Consider the following 18742-nt stretch of genomic DNA (forward strand, 5'->3'; position numbering starts at 1 on the left):
CTGGGAGACACGGATTTGTTTGATTTCGGCATCATCCCGCCGGCCATGTTCCTGGGCATGGTCATCTTCATGCTCTACGGATTTCCGGTCGCCTTTTCGCTTGCCGCCGTCGGCCTGTTCTTCGGCATTATCGGCATCGTCACCGGCCATTTCGGCGCGGTCTGGTTACAAGCGCTGCCGCCGCGCTTCTTCGGCATCCTTTCCAATGACCTCCTGCTCGCCATCCCCTTCTTCACCTTCATGGGCGCGGTGCTGGAGCGCTGCGGGCTGGCCGAGGACCTGCTCGAGGGCACCGGCAAGCTCTTCGGCGGCATACCCGGGGGCCTCGCCTATGCCGTGATCCTCGTCGGCGCCGTACTCGGCGCGATCACCGGCACGGTGGCCGCCTCCGTGATCACCATGGGGGTGATTTCGCTGCCGATCATGCTGCGCTACGGCTACAATCCGCGCCTTGCCACCGGCGTCATAGCCGCCTCGGGCACGATCACCCAGGTCATCCCGCCTTCGCTCGTGCTCGTCGTCCTCGCCGATCAGCTCGGCAGGTCGGTCGGCGACATGTATCTTGGCGCGATCGGCCCCTCGATCCTGCAGGTGACGATCTTCGTGCTCTTCATCCTGGTGATGTCGATTATCCGGCCGAAATCGATGCCGCCGCTGCCGAAAGAGGTGCGCGGCGATTTCAACTGGGCGCTGCTGATGAAGGTGCTGATGGGCATGGTCCCCTCGATCGTGCTGATCTTCCTGGTGCTCGGCACGATCTTCATGGGCCTCGCAACGCCGACGGAAGCAGGCGCGCTCGGCGTCGTCGGCGCCATGGCGCTGGCGGCCATGAATCGCCGCCTTACCTGGCCGCTGATCCGCGAGGCTATGGCATCGACCACGCACATTACATCGATGGTGGTGATGATCCTGATCGGCTCCACCTGTTTCAGCCTGGTCTTCCAGGGCATGGACGGCTCGCGCTGGATCGAGCACATGCTGTCGGGCATTCCCGGCGGGCCGGTCGGTTTCCTGATCTTCGTCAACATCTTCATCTTCGTGCTCGCCTTCTTCCTCGATTTCTTCGAGATCGCCTTCATCGTCATCCCGATGCTCGCACCCGTCGCCTCCAGTCTCGGCATCGACCTGATCTGGTTCGGCGTGCTGATCTGCGTCAACATGCAGACGAGCTTCATGCATCCGCCCTTCGGCTTCGCACTCTTCTACCTGCGCTCGATCGCCAGCAAGGACGTCAAGACCTCGGATATTTACATGGGGGCTCTCCCCTGGGTCGGTATGCAACTGATCCTGGTGGCGATCGTGATCTTCTGGCCGCAATCGGTCACCTATTGGCTGGATCACGGCCCGAAGGTTGACCCGAACTCGATCAAGATCGAAGTCCCGGGCTTCGGCGGCCAGCTCGGCCTGCCGCCACTGGGCGGCGGCGGCAATGGCTCGCCGCAGATCCCAGGCCTGACCCTGCCACCGCTAAACGGCCTGCCGGGAGCACCGCCGCCACCGGCCAAATAGATGTTTAGTCCAGCAAAAAGCAAAACCCCGGATGGAGATCCGGGGTTTTGTTATTGCGCTCGTCTGAAGCGTCGACGGCGGAGAGCTTAAAGCTTTCCGGCCCGCTGCTGGATCATCATGAACGTATCGAAGGTGTATTCCGACAGCTGCATCCAGAGATATGCGTCCCGCTTGAAGGCGGTCTGGTCGTCGTAAATCTTCTTGAAATATTGGTTCGTGCCCGAGATTTCGCTGTAGATGCCTGTCGCTGCCTGGAAACAGGCTTCCATGATCTCCTGGCTGAACGGGCGCAACGTCGCGCCTTCGGCGACGAGTTGCTTCAGCGCGGTCGGGTTCTTCGTGTCGTATTTCGCCAGCATGTTGGTGTTGGCAAAGGCGCAGGCGTCGGTCAGCGCCGCCTGATAATGCTTCGGCAGGCTGCTCCACTTTTCGAGATTGAAGAACCCATGCACCGTCGGGCCACCTTCCCACCAGCCCGGATAGTAGTAGTACTTCGCCACCTTGTGGAAGCCGAGCTTCAGGTCGTCATAGGGGCCGACGAATTCCGCCGCATCGATCGTACCTTTTTCCAGCGCCGGGTAGATATCGCCGCCGGCGATCTGCTGCGGGATGACGCCGACCTTCTCCATCACGCGGCCGGCAAGGCCGGCAATGCGCATCTTGACGCCCTTGAGGTCATCGAGCGTATTGATTTCCTTGCGGAACCAGCCCCCCATCTGCGCACCGGTATTGCCGGCCGGCAGCGCATACATGCCCTGGGTGGCATAAAATTCATTCATCAGCTTGTTGCCGTTGCCTTCATAGTACCAGGCATTGGTCAGGCGGCTGTTCAATCCGAACGGGATGGCCGTTCCAATGGCGTAGGTCGGGTCCTTGCCAACGAAATAATAGGAGGTGGTATGGGCTGCCTCGACCGTACCGGCGGCAACCGCATCGACAGCCTGCAGGCCGGGCACGATTTCACCGGCCGCAAAGGGCTGGATCGTGAAATTGCCGTCCGTCGCGGCGGCAACATGCTTGGCGATATCCTCAGCTCCGCCATAGATCGTATCCAAGCTCTTCGGAAACGACGACGTCATGCGCCACGCGATCTTCGGATTCTCCTGCGCGATCGCAGGCGCTGCCAATGCCGTTGCGGCAACCGCACCGGCGCCGGCGGTTCCCGCCTTCTTGAAAAACGAACGACGATCCATCAAAAACCTCCCGTATAGATGGTACTGTGCGGCGGCCTTCACCCCTACCCGCATCAAAGGCAAACCTAAGCATGGCGAGGGCCGCGATTCAAGCTTTAGTCTATTAGCCTTTGGCATCAGGACAGCAATAAGGTCGCCCGTAGGCGCCTATCAAAATCAGCAGCTTAGCGGCAATCGGGGAGATTCGGCACCGCTTTCGCAGGAATTCTGCCATCTCACGCAGCCAAGCGTTGACTTCACTGCCGTTCTGGCGGCAAAAACGGCAAGCACAAAGATTTCACCTGGGCTGATATGACGAAACCGATCGTTGCCATTCCTGCCGATATCCGCAGCTTCGACGGCGCAACCTGGCATGCCGTGCAGCATCAATATCTGCGTGCCGCATTGAATGCCGCCGGCGTCATGGCCTTCGTGATCCCCGCCTTCGAGGAAGGCTACGATACCGATGCGATCCTCGACCGCGTCGACGGTCTGCTGGTGTCCGGCTCGGCCAGCAATGTTCATCCCTCGCTCTACGGTACCGAGGCGAATGACGAGCACGGCCCGTTCGACCCCGCCCGCGACGCCACCAGCCTGCCGCTCATCCGCCGCGCCATCGACCGCGCCGTCCCGCTGCTTGCCATCTGCCGCGGCATCCAGGAGCTGAATGTCGCCCTCGGCGGCTCGCTGGCAAGCGAGATCCAGGAGCAACCCGGCATCTGGGACCACCGCCGGCCGGAAGGCGTCGACCGGGACGGCATGTACGCCATTCGCCAGACCGTCCACGTCAAGGAAGGCTCCTGCATCGCAGGCATTCTTGGTCCGGGCGAGATCCGCGTGAATTCCCTGCATCGCCAGGCAATCGCCAGGACCGCCCCACGCCTGCAGGTGGAAGCGATCGCCGAAGACGGCACGGTGGAGGCCGTTTCCGTCATCGACGCCAAGGCCTTTGCCGTCGGCGTGCAATGGCATCCGGAATATTGGGCTGAAACCGACAAGTCTTCGAACCAGCTATTCGCCGCTTTCGGCGACGCCGTCCGCAGCTATGCCGCGGCCAAGCTGCCGATGATCCCCGCGCAGGCGATTGCCTGACTCCTCCAGGCGCCCGCGAAGCGCTATGTCTGTTACTCGGCAAGCATCGTCCGCAGAGCCAGCTACGCCTAAGCCTTCTGCGGCGTCTCCGGCACCGGCGTCAGCGCCGCACCCTTCTCGAACCAGGCAATGAGGTTGTCGGCGACGAGATCGGCCATTGCATTGCGTGTCGGCACGGACGCGGAGGCGACGTGCGGTAGCAGCACGGCATTGGTCGGTTCCAGCAGGTCGGCCGGCACGGTCGGCTCTTCATAGAAGACATCGAGACCGGCAGCCCCGAGCGCCCCGGAAGCAAGCGCGGCACTCAGCGCCTCCTCGTCCACCGTCCAGCCGCGGCCGACATTGACGAGAATGCCGTCAGGGCCGAGTGCTGCCAGAATATCGGCACCGATCGTCTTATGCGTCTGCGGCGTCTTCGGAACGATAGCGATCAGCGTATCCACAGCATTCGCCAGCCCCTTCAGCGTCGGGTAATAATCGTAGGACACATCGGCATGGCGCGAACGTGTGTGATAACTGATCTTCACCTTGAACGGCTCCAGCCGCTTGGCAATTTCGAGGCCAATGCGACCAAGGCCATAAAGCCCGACATGCCGGCCCTTCAGCGAGAAGCGCGACAGCGGATAGGCCGTGCCCGGCTTCCAGTTGCCGGCGCGCAGCCAGGCTTCGGCCCGCGGCAACTCGCGGACCGTGTTCAGCAGCAGGCCGATCGCCGTATCGGCGACCTCATCGTTCAGCACATCAGGCGTATTGGTGACGACAATGCCTTTTTCGGCGGCATGTTTCACATCGACGCCATCATAACCGACACCGAAATTGGCGATCACTTCGGCATGCGGCAGCTGGTCCATCCAGGCGCCCGGGAAGGAACCGGATACGGCGACGCCGCGGATGCGGCCGGCAATCTCGCCGTCAAGCGCAAGCGTCTCCTCGCGCGGGACGGCGATAATCTCAAAACGATCCTTCAGCCTGCCGAGAACACGCTCGTGTATCTTCCCAGGAACGAGAATGGCGATGCGGGACATGGCTTTTCCTCTTGGATGATGGTCTTGGTTCAGGCGCGCGGCCGATGGGGACTGGTGGACTGGCGAATGCGCATTTCCGGCTTGATCAGATGCATGCCGTCAGGCTCATGGCTGCCGGCAAGGCGATCGAGCAGCGCCCGGGCGGCCAGGCGCCCGACCTCGGCCTGACCGTTCCAGACCGTCGTTAGCGCAGGCGTAGCGATCGAGGCCTCCTCGAGATCGTCGTAGCCGGTGACGGAAATATCGCGTCCCGGCACCAGGCCGGCGCGCGCAATGCCGTTCATCAGGCCGATCGCCACGAGATCGTTCCAGCAGACGGCTGCGGTCGGCTTCTGCGGCAGCGAAAGGAAATGCACTGCAGCCTCGAAACCGCCCTGTTTCGAGCGCGGACCGGGAATGCGCAGGTTCGGATCGACCTCGATGCCGGCCTTGCGGAGCGAATTGACATAGCCCTGGTAGCGATCGCGGCCGGTGGATGTCTGGTCCGTGCCGCCGATCATGGCGATCGAGCGATGACCGAGGCCGATCAGGTGGTTGGTGGCAAGCGAGATACCGTAGCTGTCGTCGCCGCGATAGGTCGGCAGGTCCTGCCCTTCCATCGAGCGGGCGACCAGAATCGCCGGCATGCCGTTGTCTTCCGCCAGTTGCACGTCCTCCGGCGGCGTACCGATCGCCGGCGACATGATGACGCCGTCGCCGCCGAGCTGCAGCAGCGTCTCGATAAAGGTGCGCTGCTTTTCGACATTGTCGTAATGATTGGAAAGAATGAAGGTGTGGCGGCTACGATCGAGCTCGCTTTCGATCGCCTTCAGGATCTCCCCGTAGAAGGGGTTCATGATGTCGTGCACGACGACGCCGATGATGCCGGAGCGGGAAGTCCGAAGGCTGGCGGCACGGCGATTGTAGATATAACCGAGCGCGCGCGCCTGTTCCTTGATCTTCTCCCGGGTATTGCCGGCGACGAGCGGACTGTCGCGTAAGGCAAGCGATACGGTCGCCGTTGAAATGCCGAGCGTTTCGGCGATTGTCGAAAGCTTGATCTTCTGGACCACGTGTCCTCCTCCAGGCAGCACGTAAGACAGCCAAGACCCCGCCGTCAAACCGGCGCGGCCCTTAAAATGTTTAATTAAAAGATTTAATCGATGGAAGCAATTCGTCTTTCGGGGAAATTTCAGTCTTCGTCCGGTTCTTCGATATGAATGGCTTCGGCCTGCAGATTGGCATCGATCGCCTTCAGCAAGCGGACGAGATTGCGAATTTCCTTCTCGGAGAACTCCTGCGTCGCCAGCCTGTCGCAGGCCGAGGCCGCCATCTCGATCCCCTGAACGCTGCCGCGGCCGAGTTCGGTGAGATAGACCTTGGTGAGGCGCGCATCTTCCGCATCGGGCTTGCGCTCGAGAAAGCCCTGCGCCTCCATGCGGCCGATGGTGCGCGTCATCGTCGGCGCTTTGACGCCGAGCTTCTGGGCAAGACCGCCTGCCGTCATGCCGTCGCTCTCGGCAAGCGAGAGAATGACGCCGTCCTGGCCGGCATAGAGACCGCTTTCGAGCAGGTTACGCGAGAGCACCGTCCGCATGGAACGCGCCGCCTGGGTGAGCGCCGGAGAGAGATCGACGAGCGTATACTCGGTCTGGTCCTTCTTCTTGGACTTGTTCTTTTTGCCGTCCTTGTGCTTCTTTCCCATAGCCATCCCTTTGATCTTTAAGCCCCGACGCCGCTGCGATATGACATTGCTCAGGATCTCGTCATAAACAAGAGGCAACGACCGGATGATGACACCTTCGCCGCGCTTCGAGGTCAGCAACCCGGCCTTTGCGCCTGACGGGCGCCATCTGATCGCCGTGTTGCCGCTTGGCGCCCATGAGCAGCACGGCCCTCACCTGCCCTTCGAAACCGACACCCTGATTGCCGAAGGCATCGCCGGGCGATTGAAGATGGCCTTGCCCGCCGGCCTGCCGGTCACCTTCCTGCCCGCCGAATCTGTCGGCTATTCCATAGAGCATATGGATGTTGAAGGAACGAAGATGCTTGCCTTCGACGAAGCGGTAAACCGCTGGCTCGGCATCGCCGAGGGGCTTGCAAAGCAGGGCATCCGCAAATTCGTGATGCTGAACGCCCATGGCGGCAATTCTTCCGTCATATCAATCGTCGCAACCGAGGCGCGGGTCCGCTTTGCCATGCTGGCGGTGGCGACGAGCTGGACCCGTTTCGGCGTGCCGGATGGCGTGATCACGCCGGAGGAAAAGGCGATCGGCATCCACGGCGGCGATATCGAGACCTCGGTGATGCTGGCGCTTCATCCCGACAAGGTGGATATGGCGAAGGCGGCGGACTTTTCTTCGCGACAGACGGAATTTGCCGAGCGCTTCAAACATCTGCGCGCCTACGGGCCGCACGCCTTCGGCTGGAAGATGTCGGACCTCAATGCCGAAGGCGTGGCGGGCAATGCCGCAGCTGCGACGGCAAAGAAAGGCGAGGCGCTGATTGCCCATGCGGTAAAAGGACTGGTGGAATTGCTGAGCGATGTCGATGCATTCGATGTGGCGCAACTCAGGTGAATATGGGTCATCTGCACCGGCCAGATGATGTGATCTTATAACATTATAAAACCCTTTGAACTGCCACGCTCAAGCCATTATATGAGACCAACCGTTCAAGCAGCCGATCCCAAGCCGCTCGGCCGCACGCCTAATCCTAGAGGTTCTCATGACCGACGCGATCTCCACCCATAAGCCCATTCCCGTTACCGTGCTCACCGGTTATCTCGGCGCCGGCAAGACGACGCTGCTCAACCGCATCCTCTCCGAAAATCACGGCAAGAAATATGCGGTCATCGTCAATGAATTCGGCGAAATCGGCATCGACAACGACCTGATCGTCGAGTCGGACGAGGAAATCTACGAGATGAACAATGGCTGCGTCTGTTGCACGGTGCGCGGCGACCTGATCCGCGTTGTCGAAGGCCTGATGCGCCGCCCCGGCCGCTTCGACGGCATCATCGTCGAGACGACCGGCCTTGCCGATCCGGTGCCGGTCGCCCAGACCTTCTTCATGGATGACGATGTGCGCGCCAAGACCGAGCTCGACGCCGTCGTCGCCCTTGTCGATGCCAAGCACCTGCCGCTGCGCCTGAAGGACAGCCGCGAGGCCGAAGACCAGATCGCCTTCGCCGACGTCGTCATCATCAACAAGACCGACCTGGTGACCTCGGAAGAACTTGATGTGATCGAGGATATCGTCCGCGCCATCAACCCGGCCGCCCGCGTCTACAAGACCAGCCGCTCTGGCGTCGACCTCGCCCGCGTGCTCGATCAGGGCGCCTTCAACCTGGAGCGCGCGCTCGAAAACGATCCGCATTTCCTGGAGCACGGCCATGACGACCACGTCTGCGGCCCCGATTGCGATCACGACCATCACGGCCACGACCATCATCACCATGGCGCCCATAACCATGGCGCCCATAACCATGGCGCGATGTCGGCGATCCACGATGTGACGGTGCAGTCGGTGTCGCTGCGCGGCGGTCAGATGAACCCGGAGCGTTTCTTCCCCTGGATCCAGAAGATCACCCAGACGCAGGGGCCGAATATTCTGCGTCTCAAGGGCATTATCGCCTTCAAGGACGATCCCGAGCGTTACGTCGTTCAGGGTGTGCATATGATCATTGAGGGTGATCACCAGCGGCCGTGGAAGGAAGGCGAAAAGCACGAGAGCCGTCTCGTCTTCATCGGCCGCGAACTCGACCGCGAGAAGCTCGAATCCTCCTTCAAGGCCTGCGAGGCAGCCGCCTGATGCCGACAGTTGCACCGCTTGATCTCGACGGCCACGTTCTGGCCGTCGAATTTTTAGGTGATGTTCCCTTCTTCGCAAGCGCAAACGGTACATTCCACCGGCTGGACGGCGGCGACAGGGTTTCTGAAGCCCACCAGGGCATGCTCACCGCCATCCGCGATCCCTACAGCGAGAGCCTGATTTCGGGCGGCGAGGACGGCAAGGTGCTGCGCATTGCCGCCGACGGCAGCGTCAGCGAAATCGCGACCGCGCCGCGCAAGTGGATTTCGCAGGTGGCAGCCGGCCCGCAGGGCGCCGTTGCCTATTCCTACGGCAAGAGTTCGCTCGTGCGCCTTGCCGACGGCACGACCAAGGAATTCCCCGAAGAGCGCACCGTCGAAGGTCTTGCCTTTGCACCGAAAGGCCTGCGCATCGCCGCGGCGCGCTACAACGGTGTGTCGCTGCACTGGATCGGCATGAATGCCAAGCCGATCGATCTTGAATGGAAGGGTGCGCATACCGGCGTCACCTTCTCGCCTGATGGTAATTTCCTCGTCACCTCGATGCAGGAAAACGCATTGCACGGCTGGAAGCTCGACATCAAGCCCGGCACCGAAGCCCGCCACATGCGCATGACCGGCTACCCTTCCAAGGTGAAATCGCTCTCCTGGTCGGTCAAGGGCAAGTGGCTCGCGTCTTCGGGCGCGCCTGCGGCAATCGTCTGGCCCTTCCAGGGCAAGGACGGGCCGATGGGCAAGGCGCCGCTGGAGCTCGGCACCCGCGCAAATATCATGGCAACCGCGGTGAAATTCCATCCGCTCGAGGACATCCTCGCCATCGGCTTCATCGACGGCATGATCCTGGCCGTGCGCATCGCCGACAGCAAGGAAGCCCTGCTGCGCCGGCCCGGCAAGGGTGCGATCACAGCGATGAGCTGGAGCAAAAACGGCAAGTTGCTCGCCTTCGGCTCGGAAGCTGGCGATTGTGGTGTCATCGATATTTCGGCTTGAGGCCCGTTGCCGGTAATGGACGACGCCCTGACGGAACCCGAAATCATGGCGCTCACCGCCGATCACATGCAAGCCGCGGCCGCAATCAGACGTGCTTCCCTGTGGCAGCGGCTGCCCTGGCTGCCGGATGTGCATACGCCCGAGGAGGAAGAGCAGTATTGGCGCATGCATCTGCTGCCGAATTGCTCCATCCTCGGCGCTGCCATGGGCAACCGGCTCGTCGGTGTCATCGCCTATGGCGACAACTGGGTAGAGCAGCTTTACGTTCTCCCCGGTTTCCAGGGCATGGGCATCGGCTCTTCACTCCTCGGCTGCGCCAAGGAGGAGATGAACGAGATGAGGCTCTGGACGTTTAAGCGTAATGCAGGCGCTCGTGCTTTCTACGAACGGCATGGTTTTACCGCTGAAAAGGAGACCGATGGCGCCGACAACGAAGAGCGGGAGCCTGATGTGCTCCATCATTGGCGCCGGCTTCCGGAGCTGACTCCTCGCCCGCAGCCATCCGGTGGTTAGAATACGCTATCGGACTCAAGTCCGTAGGATATCGGGGCTTGCCAAACGCCGTGCCCGGGCGAAACGTGAACCACGAGCAGGAAGCGCTTTGCGCTGCCGTGGCTGACAGAGGAAACGGAAATGTCGAAATCGACCCGCCTCGGTTTAGCCGGGCAACAGCCGCAGCCTTTGGCCGACGCATCCGTCTGGACTGTGATCCGCGCCGAGGCGGCCGAGTTCGCCGCGCGCGAGCCGATATTGCGGCAGCTGCTTGCCGCTCAGGTAACGGACACTGCCAACAACGATGAGATCATCGCCCGCGTGCTGGCGGCGCGGCTCTCCGTAGCGCAGGTGGAAACGGGTGATCTGTTCGATCTCATCCTGTCCACACTTGATGACGATATCATGCGGAAGGTCGAGGCCGATCTCATCGCCGTGCGCGAGCGCGATCCGGCCTGCACGACATTTCTGCACGCGCTTCTCAATCTGAAGGGCTTTCATGCGCTTGAGACGCATCGCATCGCCCATGCGCTCTGGATCGCCGGCCGTCCGGAGATCGCCAGTTGGCTCGCCAATCTCGTTTCGCTGGTCTTCGGCCCGGATATCCATCCGGCGGCACGGATCGGCGCATCCATCATGCTCGACCACGGTTCGGGCATCGTCATCGGCGAAACGGCTGTCATCGAGGATGAAGTGTCTATCCTGCAGAACGTCACGCTCGGCGGCACCGGCAAGGAGACCGGCGACCGCCACCCGAAGATCCGCCACGGCGTGATGATCGGCGCGGGCGCCAAGATCCTCGGCAATATCGAAATCGGCGACTTCAGCAAAGTCGCCGCCGGCAGCGTCGTGCTCAAATCGGTTCCCACGCATTGCACGGTTGCCGGCGTGCCGGCAACGGTCGTGCGCATCCACCGCGCCGACGAAATTCCGGCCGAGACGATGGACCAGAATATCTAGGGTCGCCCCGTTCCTACGCGGCCTGCTGATTCTCCCCGAAGGCTTCGACCCGGTTGCGGCCTTCGCGCTTCGAACGGTAGAGCGCCTCATCGGCCTTCTGCATCAACCGTTCAAAATCTCCGCCGCTTTCCGCGCGCGCGGCAACGCCGATGCTCAGCGTTGGAAAGACGGCCAGATCCGGCCGCTGCATGACGGCAGCGGCGAAGCCGAGACGGATGCGCTCGGCAATCGCCATCGCCTCCTCCCGGGAAGTATTTTTCAGCACCGCCAGGAATTCATCCCCACCTTGACGGGCAAGCAGATCGTCCGAGCGCATGATGCCCCTCGAAACACTGGCGAAAAGCCGCAGGATGTCGTCACCGGCGGCATGGCCATGCCTGTCGTTCAATTGCTTGAAATGGTCGATATCGATGATCAGCAGCGATACCGGCCGGGAGCCGAGGGCGGGCAGATGCTGGGCAAGGCCGCCGCGATTGAGCGCGCCGGTCAGCGGATCGTGGTGAGCGAGCTCAGTCAGCTGATTTCGGCTGCGCTCGGCGGCCATCAGCACCATGGCCATGCTGCGCAGCATGATGAAGGCGACCGCCGATACCGCCATCCAGCTGTGAATTGCACTGCCGCCGAAGGGATCCGGCCCGCCGATCTCACCGGTCGCCGCGAGAATGCTGCGAACCGCAAAGATCGCGGCAGTGCAGGCGTAGAGGCCGACAAGCAAGGCTGCCGAATAAAGCCTCTCGCGCCGGACAATGCTGATCGCCTCCCTTGCAACGGCAAGATCGCAGAGGCAGCAGATGACGGAGACGTAGAGGAGCCTGGCCGAGACTGCCGATGGATCGCTGACGATGAGGACGACAGGAACGCTGACGAGCAAGATGGCAAGCCAGAAAGTGCGCTGGTCGAGCGCTCGTCCCGAAAACACGCGCACGGCAAAGAACATCAGCATGTAGCCGGCGATGGTGACGATATTGCCGCCGTCGACCGAGACCGAGTAGGGAACGAGATTGCGCAGCGCGACGAGAAACGAGCCGACACCGACAAGAAGGTTGCTCAAGCCCCACCACAGCGGCCATCTCTCGAAGCGACCCGTCGCATAGGCTGCAAGCTGGAGGATGCCCAGCACGAAACAGCTCACGGCAACAATGAAATAGATTGTCCTGAGATCCAGCAGCATGGCGCTTTTCCGAAATTCTCGCGGAACTTACAGGAAGCGTTTTGCGGTTTGATTGGAGCCTTCGCTAAAAATTTAACGATCGGCGTTTTTCGCCGCTGCATAATTCAAAGTCCTACAGCACCCTTGGCGCGTCTGAAAGACGCGCGGCCCTGTCGTCAGGCGGCACGCACCGAGCCGATGATGTCCGCCAACAGACCGTGCAGCAAGTCCCTGTAGCCGCTTCGGGCAGACGGACCGCTCTCTTCCGAGGTCATGACGACGGTGAGATCGAGCGACGGCACGATGTAGAGCATCTGCCCGCCATATCCCCAGGCGAAATGCACCTGCTCGCCGCCGATCTGCCGCGTGAACCAGCCATAGCCATATTCATCGCCAGAGAAACGCGAGTTGGTGCGCTGCTGCCACGACTGGGCAATCCAGTCGGCAGGGACGATCTGGCGGCCGTTGGCGGTCTTGCCGCCGTTGCGGTAGAGTTCGCCGAAGGCAAGCAGGGACCGCGCGCTCATCGCCATCTGATTGCCGCCGAGATAGATGCCCTGCGGATCGCGCTCCCATGCGCCAATTCGGAAACCTTCGACAGGACCCAGCCATTCGCGCGCCAACACCAGCGTCGGCCGCCGGCCGACCTTGGTGAGAATGGCCGAAAGCAGATGCGTGGATGCGGTGGAATAGAGCATCTCGCCACCGGGCTGATCGACGAAAGGCTGCGACAGCGCAAAGCGCACCCAGTTACGCGAGGAGACCCAGCGGCCGTAGTTCGCCCCCGACATGCGATCGAGCCCAGCCTGCATAGAGAGAAGATTGCCGATGGTGATGTCGTTGATGCGCGGGTCTGGCATTACAGGGAGATCGGCCTTCAGGATCGGCGCGATCTTCTGGTCCGGCCCCGTCAGCAGCCCTTTGTTGATGGCGATACCGATCAACGCCGAAATGATCGACTTCGAAGCGGATTTGATATTGGTCGATTCCGAGGGCGAATGACCATGGAAGCCACGTTCGCTGAGCACGCGCCCGTCGCGAGCGACAATCACCGTCTTGAGAGGTCTCATCGCGGGGTCGCTCGCCGCGCGATCGAGACGCGGACCAAGCCCGCCGACGCCGGAAGCTGTGCTCTGGGCAGTCGCCGGCCCCGTTGCAGCAAGCGGCAGGCAGAAGAAAAGCAGCAGGGAAAAAAGAAGGCGGATCATGCGACGCAAGATAGGATATCGCCGCGATATGTTCGCGGGCCGACGACCCATCTCACGCGATTGTGTTTCCGCGTGCGTGGGGGAGCTAACGACCGCGCCGCTTCACCCGCCAGAAAGACAATCCGCGCCGCAACCACACCAGGCCCGCCAGCCTGGGTAGTCAAACGGCGCGGATATTTACCGGCCGGGGGAAAAATTCCCAACCTGGCGGCCGGTCGGCGTAGCCTTACGGCTCCGCGCGTCTTTTCGGGCCGATGCGCTAGGCTGGGCGGCGAACCGGCGCACCGGTCAGCATGCGTCCCGAGGGGACGATCATGCCGGCCGCGCCGTCAAGCCAACCTTCCGTGAGCTCGAGCGCCAGAAAGCGCGAGCGTTCGAACGGACCTGGCATGACGAGATGGCGAGCCTTTTCGGCAAAGAAGCCGAAACGTTCGTAATAGGCAGCATCGCCGACGAGCAGGACGGCCCCATGCCCGCGATTCTTCGCTTCGAGGATCGCCGCGCGCATCAGCGCCGCACCAATGCCCTTGCCGCCATGCTGCGAGGCAACAGCGAGCGGCCCGAGCAGCAGCGCATTGATCGGCGTGCCTTCGTCATTGACGCCGGCCTCGATGCTCCAGAGCCGCACCGTACCGATGAGACGGCCGTCGCGATCGCGCGCAACGAGCGCAAGACCCTCGGCCGGAACGCGGTTGCGGCGGATCTTCTCCGACGACTTCTTGCGGCGACCCGGGCCCATGACGCGGTCGAGCAGATTTTCACGCGCAACGACATCCGAGGGATTTTCGGCGTCGATGACGAAAGTGGTAGGCGCAAAGAATGCGCGGACAGAATCAAGAACAGCGGCCATCTTGGCCTCCCGTACCCAATACCGTTATCAGCGGCGATGAAGGAAAATTGTGAAATTGCCGCCCCGGCTGGTTACGGGGCCGGCGGAAACGACCTTAGATGACGTAGGCCTTCAACGGGTCGAAACCGTTGAAAGCGACCGCCGAATAGGTCGTCGTATAGGCGCCGGTGCCTTCGATCAGGACCTCGTCGCCGATCGAAAGGGAGATCGGCAGCGGATAGAGGTTCTTCTCGTAGAGCACGTCGGCCGAATCGCAGGTCGGACCGGCAATGACACAGGGCTCCATCTCGTCGCCGTCGTGTTCCGTACGGATCGGATAGCGGATGGCTTCATCCATCGTCTCGGCGAGACCGCCGAACTTGCCGATGTCGAGGAAGACCCAGCGGGCATCGTCATTGTCCGACTTCTTCGAAATCAGAACGACTTCCGCCTTGATGACACCGGCATTGCCGACCATGCCGCGGCCCGGCTCGATGATCGTCTGCGGGATCTGGTTGCCGAAATGCGTGCGCAGCGCCTGGTAGATCGACTTGCCGTAAGCTTCTGCGGACGGAACGTCACGCAGGTACTTAGTCGGGAAGCCGCCGCCCATGTTGACCATCTGCAGGTGGATGCCCTGCTTGGCAAGCGATACGAAGACGCGCTTGGCATCGGCGAGCGCCGAATCCCAGGCATCGACCTTGGTCATCTGCGAACCGACATGGAACGATACGCCATAGGACTGCAGGCCAAGCTGATGGGCGTAGACGAGAACGTCGACAGCCATCTGCGGAACGCAGCCGAACTTGCGCGACAGCGGCCATTCGGCGCCTTCGCCATCCGTGAGCACGCGGCAGAAGACACGGGCGCCGGGAGCGGCGCGCGAAATCTTCTCGACTTCCTCGTGGCTATCGACGGCAAAGAGGCTGACGCCGAGCGCATGCGCGCGGGCAACGTCACGTTCCTTCTTGATCGTGTTGCCATAGGAGATGCGGGCGGCGGTCGCACCGGCTTCGAGCGCCATTTCGATTTCGGCAACGGATGCGCAATCGAAATTGGAGCCGAGGCCTGCAAGCAGCTTCAGCACTTCGGGAGCCGGGTTGGCCTTGACGGCGTAATAGATGGCGCTGTCCGGCATGGCGTGACGGAAGGCGTGGAAATTGTCGCGAACGACGTCGAGGTCAACCACGAGGCAGGGACCATCGGGACGTCGGGTTGCGAGAAAGTCGCGGATGCGCTGGGTGGTCATATCGATTCCCTCTTCCAATTCCAGAGCTCCGGCATGAACCGGAGGACAAAGGGCATACGATAGCTCGCATTGGAACCAGCCGGTGGAGACCCCGGAACCATAGCAAGCGCTCGATGCGCAGATAGTGAACCAACGCCGCGATGCGGTGTAAGTTCGGCTTTGTCTGCCATGGATTGGAGGGAGAATCCCAACCGCACTTCCGGCAATGATGGTGTGCCTCTTCAGTAACCCCCGCTGATGGAAAGCAGGGAGAGAACAAAAAGGCCCGCACCGTCGTTGCTTCAGGCGTCCTCGCATTTTCCGGTTGGCCGGAATAGCGACTGGAGGGGTTAATTCCAGGTACCTTACCGATTTCCTCACCAATTCGAGGGTTCGGCGGACACCCATGGGCACGTGCGACTTTGGGCTGAGTGGGAAATAAGAATATTCGCCTTCATAATCAAGCGATTTTTTGATCTTGGGGCTAAAAAAATTATTGAACAAGACGAGCCAATTTGTTCAACATTCCGAAACAGCCTGAGGGGTGCCATGGATACCTTGACCCGCATACGCGCCTTCATCGATGTCGTCGAGGCTGAAGGCTTCTCCGCCGCGGCACGGCGCACCGGTCGCTCCAAGGCGCTGCTCTCCAAATATGTGCGCGAGTTGGAGGACGAGCTCGGTGCGCTGCTGCTCAACCGCACCACCCGTCAGTTCTCGATGACCGAGGCCGGCCATACCTATTACCGCACCGCCTCCGATATCCTGAAGGAGATCGACAACCTCGCCGATCTCGTGCGTGAGAACAATGCGCAGCTCAAGGGACGGCTGCGCATCTCGGTGCCCCGCACCTTCGTCGATGCCGATGTCGGCCAGTCGCTGATCGATTTCGCCAAGGAGAACCCGGACCTTTCGCTGGAGATCGCCGCCGACGACCGGTTCGTCGATCTGATCGAGGAAGGCTTCGACGTGGCGATCCGCATCACCAAGCTCGAGGATTCCGGCATGATCGCCCGCAAGATCTCGGATTTCCGCATCCATATCTGCGCCACCCCTGAATTTCTCGAGCGCTATCCCGATCTCGATCACCCGACGGCCCTTTCCAACGTCCCCTTCATCGTCGATACCAATGCGCGCACCCAGGCGAGCATCCGCTTCCACAATCCTGACAACACCTCGTTCGCCGTCGCCGTTTCCGGACCGATAGAGGTGAACAGCCCGCATGCGACATTACGCGCAGCACTGGCCGGCATCGGCGTAGCCTTCATCCCGGATTTCATCGCCCGCAAGCCAATCGAGAGCGGCGAGCTGGTGACCCTATTCAACGATTACATTCCCACCGACCGCGGCATCTATGCCGTCTACCCGCACCGGCGCTACCTGCCGGCCAAGGTGAGGATTTTCGTCGATTACCTGCACAACTGGTTCAAGAAGCACCCATGATGCGACAACAGGTTCCATGTTGATCCACATGGCTCAGACGATCGGACGGCGACGATCGGGGATCCGCCAGTGAAGCCCGTCCCAATTCCGTCCCAATTTCTGGCAAGAAGTCAGGGTCACCGAACAGAGCAGCGGAATAGATGAAACATTCAACGATACTGATGGCGGCGCTTCTTTCGCTGGCGCCGGCCGCCGCCTTTGCCCATCCGCACATCTTCGTGGAAGCGCGCCTCGAAGTCGTGGCCGGCAAGGACGGCAGTGTCGAGGAGCTGCGCAATGTCTGGCGCTTCGACGAGGTCTTTTCGTCCTCCGTCGTCATGGATTTCGACAAGAACACCGACCTGAAGCTGGAGCCGAACGAGCTCGCGGAGGTCGGAAAGACGGTGAAGCAGTCGCTTGCCGACTACGATTACTACATGAACCTGACGATCAACGGGAAGAACATCACCGTCCAGAAGCCTGACATCATCCATGTCGACTACAAGGAAGGTCAACTGCTGATGTTCTTTGCGGTGAAGCCGGTGGAGAAGATGCCACTCAAGGGCAGGCTCAGCTTCGGCGTCTATGACCCGACGCTCTATACCTCGATCGACTTTCCCACGGACGGTGAGCTTGCGATCGTCGGAGACGGCTTCAAGGCCTGCAAACATCAGGTGGTGCGGCCCGATGCCGACCAGGTGATATCGGAAAACAAACAGTCGCTGACGGACGCCTTCTTTAACGATCCCACCGGCACCAACATGTCCAAACTCTTCGCCACCCGGCTGGAGGTCACATGCTGACAAAACGCCTGCCCCTCATTTTTTCCGCTGTCGTCCTTGCGCTCCTGGCGGCGGCAAGTCTGGCCCATGCGCAATCTCCGCTCGGTATCGGCACGGCGGAGCCGAGCTTCCAGCCGACCGGCGGGCCGTTCGCACCGCTTTTGCTCTATGTGAACTATGAGCAGCAGGCCTTCTATCGGGCGTTGACCGGCGCCTTGAAGGCGATGCGCCAAGACCCGTGGCAGCTGGCATCGCTGATCGGCCTGTCCTTCGCCTACGGCGTCTTCCATGCCGCCGGCCCAGGCCACGGCAAGGCGGTCATCTCCTCCTACATGATCGCCAACGAGGTCGAGCTGAAGCGCGGCGTGGTGATTTCCTTCATTTCGGCCTTCGTCCAGGGCGTGATGGCGGTGGCGCTGGTCGGCGGCGCCTGGCTGGTGTTGCGCGGCACCGGCATCACGCTGACGGAGGCGACCCACGCAATGGAGATCGCAAGCTTCGTCATGGTCATTCTGTTCGGCGGCTGGCTGCTGTTTCGAAAACTGCGCTCGATAGCCGGCAATATGCCACGGCGCCGGCTGATGGCGACGCCTGTCGGCCCGGTCAGCATGATGCTCGACTGGAAAGATAATGCAGCCGAACGCCAGGCCTATGCCTTCAACGGCAAGGCGCAGGCTGTCGAAGCCGGCCACACCTTTGTTCCCGGCATGGCCTGCGAGACCTGCGGCAATGCCCATGTGCCCGACCCGGCCCTGCTCGGCGCCGATAAGTTCAGCGTCCGCGAGGCCTGGTCGGCGATCGTTGCCGTCGGTCTGCGTCCCTGTTCCGGTGCCTTGCTGGTCATGACCTTCTCACTGCTGAATGGGCTCTATCTCGGCGGCGTGCTGTCGGTCGTCGCCATGTCGCTCGGCACGGCGATTACCGTTTCCCTGCTTGCCACACTTGCCGTCACTGCCAAGAGCGCGGCCGTCCGCCTCTCCGGACGCGGCTCGCCCGCCTCGATCTGGGTCGGCAATGCCATCGAAATCCTCGGCGCCGTGCTCGTCATGCTGATGGGCGCCCTGCTGCTTGGGGCCTCGCTGCAGGGATAGG

Annotated in this window: 18 protein-coding genes; 10 read left to right on the top strand and 8 right to left on the bottom strand. The window is 61.6% G+C overall.

Annotated features, from left to right (window positions below):
• The first annotated feature begins 15 nt into the window (after positions 1 to 15).
• A complete protein-coding gene (locus BA011_RS16830) occupies positions 16 to 1509 on the top strand; it encodes a TRAP transporter large permease (protein WP_065281290.1) in 1494 nt (497 codons plus the stop codon).
• Positions 1510 to 1595: 86 nt separating this feature from the next.
• Here BA011_RS16830 and BA011_RS16835 read toward each other — a convergent pair whose 3' ends face one another.
• Positions 1596 to 2702, bottom strand: a complete 1107-nt coding sequence (locus tag BA011_RS16835) for a TRAP transporter substrate-binding protein (protein ID WP_003552852.1) — start codon at positions 2700 to 2702, stop codon at positions 1596 to 1598.
• 291 nt (positions 2703 to 2993) lie between these two features.
• Here BA011_RS16835 and BA011_RS16840 point away from each other — a divergent pair, with 291 nt between their 5' ends.
• Positions 2994 to 3773, top strand: a complete 780-nt coding sequence (locus BA011_RS16840) for a gamma-glutamyl-gamma-aminobutyrate hydrolase family protein (protein ID WP_065281291.1) — start codon at positions 2994 to 2996, stop codon at positions 3771 to 3773.
• Positions 3774 to 3841: 68 nt separating this feature from the next.
• Here the strand turns inward: BA011_RS16840 and BA011_RS16845 are convergent, their stop codons facing one another.
• The 3 genes from BA011_RS16845 to BA011_RS16855 all read right to left on the bottom strand — a co-directional run bounded on the left by BA011_RS16845 (position 3842) and on the right by BA011_RS16855 (position 6482).
• On the bottom strand, positions 3842 to 4798 hold the full coding sequence (locus tag BA011_RS16845; RefSeq protein ID WP_065281292.1) for a 2-hydroxyacid dehydrogenase: 957 nt from the start codon (positions 4796 to 4798) through the stop codon (positions 3842 to 3844).
• Between the two features lie 29 nt (positions 4799 to 4827).
• Complete coding sequence (locus BA011_RS16850; protein WP_003542973.1) at positions 4828 to 5850, bottom strand: LacI family DNA-binding transcriptional regulator; 1023 nt, start codon at positions 5848 to 5850, stop codon at positions 4828 to 4830.
• Positions 5851 to 5969: 119 nt separating this feature from the next.
• Entirely contained in the window at positions 5970 to 6482 is a 513-nt protein-coding gene (locus BA011_RS16855) for a MarR family winged helix-turn-helix transcriptional regulator (RefSeq protein WP_025396056.1), read from the bottom strand.
• A gap of 85 nt (positions 6483 to 6567) precedes the next feature.
• On the opposite strand from BA011_RS16855, the gene BA011_RS16860 reads away from it, so the two are divergent.
• From BA011_RS16860 to cysE, 5 genes are all read left to right on the top strand, one after another.
• Positions 6568 to 7356, top strand: a complete 789-nt coding sequence (locus BA011_RS16860; RefSeq protein WP_065281293.1) for a creatininase family protein — start codon at positions 6568 to 6570, stop codon at positions 7354 to 7356.
• Between the two features lie 148 nt (positions 7357 to 7504).
• Entirely contained in the window at positions 7505 to 8590 is a 1086-nt protein-coding gene (locus BA011_RS16865; RefSeq protein WP_065281294.1) for a CobW family GTP-binding protein, read from the top strand.
• Positions 8590 to 9579: a WD40 repeat domain-containing protein gene (locus BA011_RS16870; RefSeq protein WP_065281295.1), complete on the top strand. Its 990-nt coding sequence runs from the start codon at positions 8590 to 8592 to the stop codon at positions 9577 to 9579. Before BA011_RS16865 ends, BA011_RS16870 begins: the two co-directional genes overlap by 1 nt.
• A gap of 15 nt (positions 9580 to 9594) precedes the next feature.
• Complete coding sequence (locus BA011_RS16875; RefSeq protein WP_065281296.1) at positions 9595 to 10092, top strand: GNAT family N-acetyltransferase; 498 nt, start codon at positions 9595 to 9597, stop codon at positions 10090 to 10092.
• A gap of 120 nt (positions 10093 to 10212) precedes the next feature.
• Positions 10213 to 11031, top strand: coding sequence for a serine O-acetyltransferase (gene cysE / locus BA011_RS16880; RefSeq protein WP_065281297.1), 819 nt, complete (start codon positions 10213 to 10215; stop codon positions 11029 to 11031).
• Between the two features lie 13 nt (positions 11032 to 11044).
• On the opposite strand, the gene BA011_RS16885 is transcribed toward cysE, so the two are convergent.
• The 4 genes from BA011_RS16885 to odc2 form a co-directional block, all read right to left on the bottom strand.
• The gene (locus BA011_RS16885) at positions 11045 to 12202 is read right to left on the bottom strand and encodes a GGDEF domain-containing protein (protein WP_065281298.1); all 1158 of its coding nucleotides are present in this window, start codon (positions 12200 to 12202) and stop codon (positions 11045 to 11047) included.
• A 155-nt stretch (positions 12203 to 12357) separates the two neighbouring features.
• On the bottom strand, positions 12358 to 13389 hold the full coding sequence (locus BA011_RS16890) for a serine hydrolase domain-containing protein (protein WP_065281299.1): 1032 nt from the start codon (positions 13387 to 13389) through the stop codon (positions 12358 to 12360).
• A gap of 259 nt (positions 13390 to 13648) precedes the next feature.
• Positions 13649 to 14239 (bottom strand): GNAT family N-acetyltransferase, encoded by a 591-nt coding sequence (locus BA011_RS16895; RefSeq protein WP_065281300.1) that lies wholly within the window; start codon positions 14237 to 14239, stop codon positions 13649 to 13651.
• A gap of 94 nt (positions 14240 to 14333) precedes the next feature.
• Positions 14334 to 15467 (bottom strand): ornithine/lysine decarboxylase, encoded by a 1134-nt coding sequence (odc2, locus tag BA011_RS16900; protein WP_003542992.1) that lies wholly within the window; start codon positions 15465 to 15467, stop codon positions 14334 to 14336.
• 528 nt (positions 15468 to 15995) lie between these two features.
• Here odc2 and BA011_RS16905 point away from each other — a divergent pair.
• From BA011_RS16905 to BA011_RS16915, 3 genes are all read left to right on the top strand, one after another.
• A complete protein-coding gene (locus BA011_RS16905) occupies positions 15996 to 16889 on the top strand; it encodes a LysR family transcriptional regulator (protein ID WP_065281301.1) in 894 nt (297 codons plus the stop codon).
• Between the two features lie 140 nt (positions 16890 to 17029).
• Positions 17030 to 17671 (top strand): DUF1007 family protein, encoded by a 642-nt coding sequence (locus BA011_RS16910; RefSeq protein ID WP_065281302.1) that lies wholly within the window; start codon positions 17030 to 17032, stop codon positions 17669 to 17671.
• Positions 17665 to 18741, top strand: coding sequence for a nickel/cobalt transporter (locus BA011_RS16915; RefSeq protein WP_065281303.1), 1077 nt, complete (start codon positions 17665 to 17667; stop codon positions 18739 to 18741). Before BA011_RS16910 ends, BA011_RS16915 begins: the two co-directional genes overlap by 7 nt.
• Position 18742 lies beyond the last annotated feature (1 nt).

Source organism: Rhizobium leguminosarum (assembly GCF_001679785.1).
Classification (GTDB): domain Bacteria; phylum Pseudomonadota; class Alphaproteobacteria; order Rhizobiales; family Rhizobiaceae; genus Rhizobium; species Rhizobium leguminosarum_R.

What these genes read in the sequence shown, in the direction of transcription:
- BA011_RS16860 (WP_065281293.1), top strand. Translation starts at nt 6,568, where the DNA reads ATGATGACACCTTCGCCGCGCTTCGAGGTCAGCAACCCGGCCTTTGCG.
- BA011_RS16895 (WP_065281300.1), bottom strand. Translation starts at nt 14,239, where the DNA reads ATGGCCGCTGTTCTTGATTCTGTCCGCGCATTCTTTGCGCCTACCACT.
- odc2 (WP_003542992.1), bottom strand. Translation starts at nt 15,467, where the DNA reads ATGACCACCCAGCGCATCCGCGACTTTCTCGCAACCCGACGTCCCGAT.
- BA011_RS16915 (WP_065281303.1), top strand. Translation starts at nt 17,665, where the DNA reads ATGCTGACAAAACGCCTGCCCCTCATTTTTTCCGCTGTCGTCCTTGCG.
- BA011_RS16910 (WP_065281302.1), top strand. Translation starts at nt 17,030, where the DNA reads ATGAAACATTCAACGATACTGATGGCGGCGCTTCTTTCGCTGGCGCCG.
- cysE (WP_065281297.1), top strand. Translation starts at nt 10,213, where the DNA reads ATGTCGAAATCGACCCGCCTCGGTTTAGCCGGGCAACAGCCGCAGCCT.
- BA011_RS16855 (WP_025396056.1), bottom strand. Translation starts at nt 6,482, where the DNA reads ATGGGAAAGAAGCACAAGGACGGCAAAAAGAACAAGTCCAAGAAGAAG.
- BA011_RS16885 (WP_065281298.1), bottom strand. Translation starts at nt 12,202, where the DNA reads ATGCTGCTGGATCTCAGGACAATCTATTTCATTGTTGCCGTGAGCTGT.
- BA011_RS16840 (WP_065281291.1), top strand. Translation starts at nt 2,994, where the DNA reads ATGACGAAACCGATCGTTGCCATTCCTGCCGATATCCGCAGCTTCGAC.
- BA011_RS16890 (WP_065281299.1), bottom strand. Translation starts at nt 13,389, where the DNA reads ATGATCCGCCTTCTTTTTTCCCTGCTGCTTTTCTTCTGCCTGCCGCTT.
- BA011_RS16905 (WP_065281301.1), top strand. Translation starts at nt 15,996, where the DNA reads ATGGATACCTTGACCCGCATACGCGCCTTCATCGATGTCGTCGAGGCT.
- BA011_RS16870 (WP_065281295.1), top strand. Translation starts at nt 8,590, where the DNA reads ATGCCGACAGTTGCACCGCTTGATCTCGACGGCCACGTTCTGGCCGTC.
- BA011_RS16845 (WP_065281292.1), bottom strand. Translation starts at nt 4,798, where the DNA reads ATGTCCCGCATCGCCATTCTCGTTCCTGGGAAGATACACGAGCGTGTT.
- BA011_RS16865 (WP_065281294.1), top strand. Translation starts at nt 7,505, where the DNA reads ATGACCGACGCGATCTCCACCCATAAGCCCATTCCCGTTACCGTGCTC.
- BA011_RS16835 (WP_003552852.1), bottom strand. Translation starts at nt 2,702, where the DNA reads ATGGATCGTCGTTCGTTTTTCAAGAAGGCGGGAACCGCCGGCGCCGGT.
- BA011_RS16875 (WP_065281296.1), top strand. Translation starts at nt 9,595, where the DNA reads ATGGACGACGCCCTGACGGAACCCGAAATCATGGCGCTCACCGCCGAT.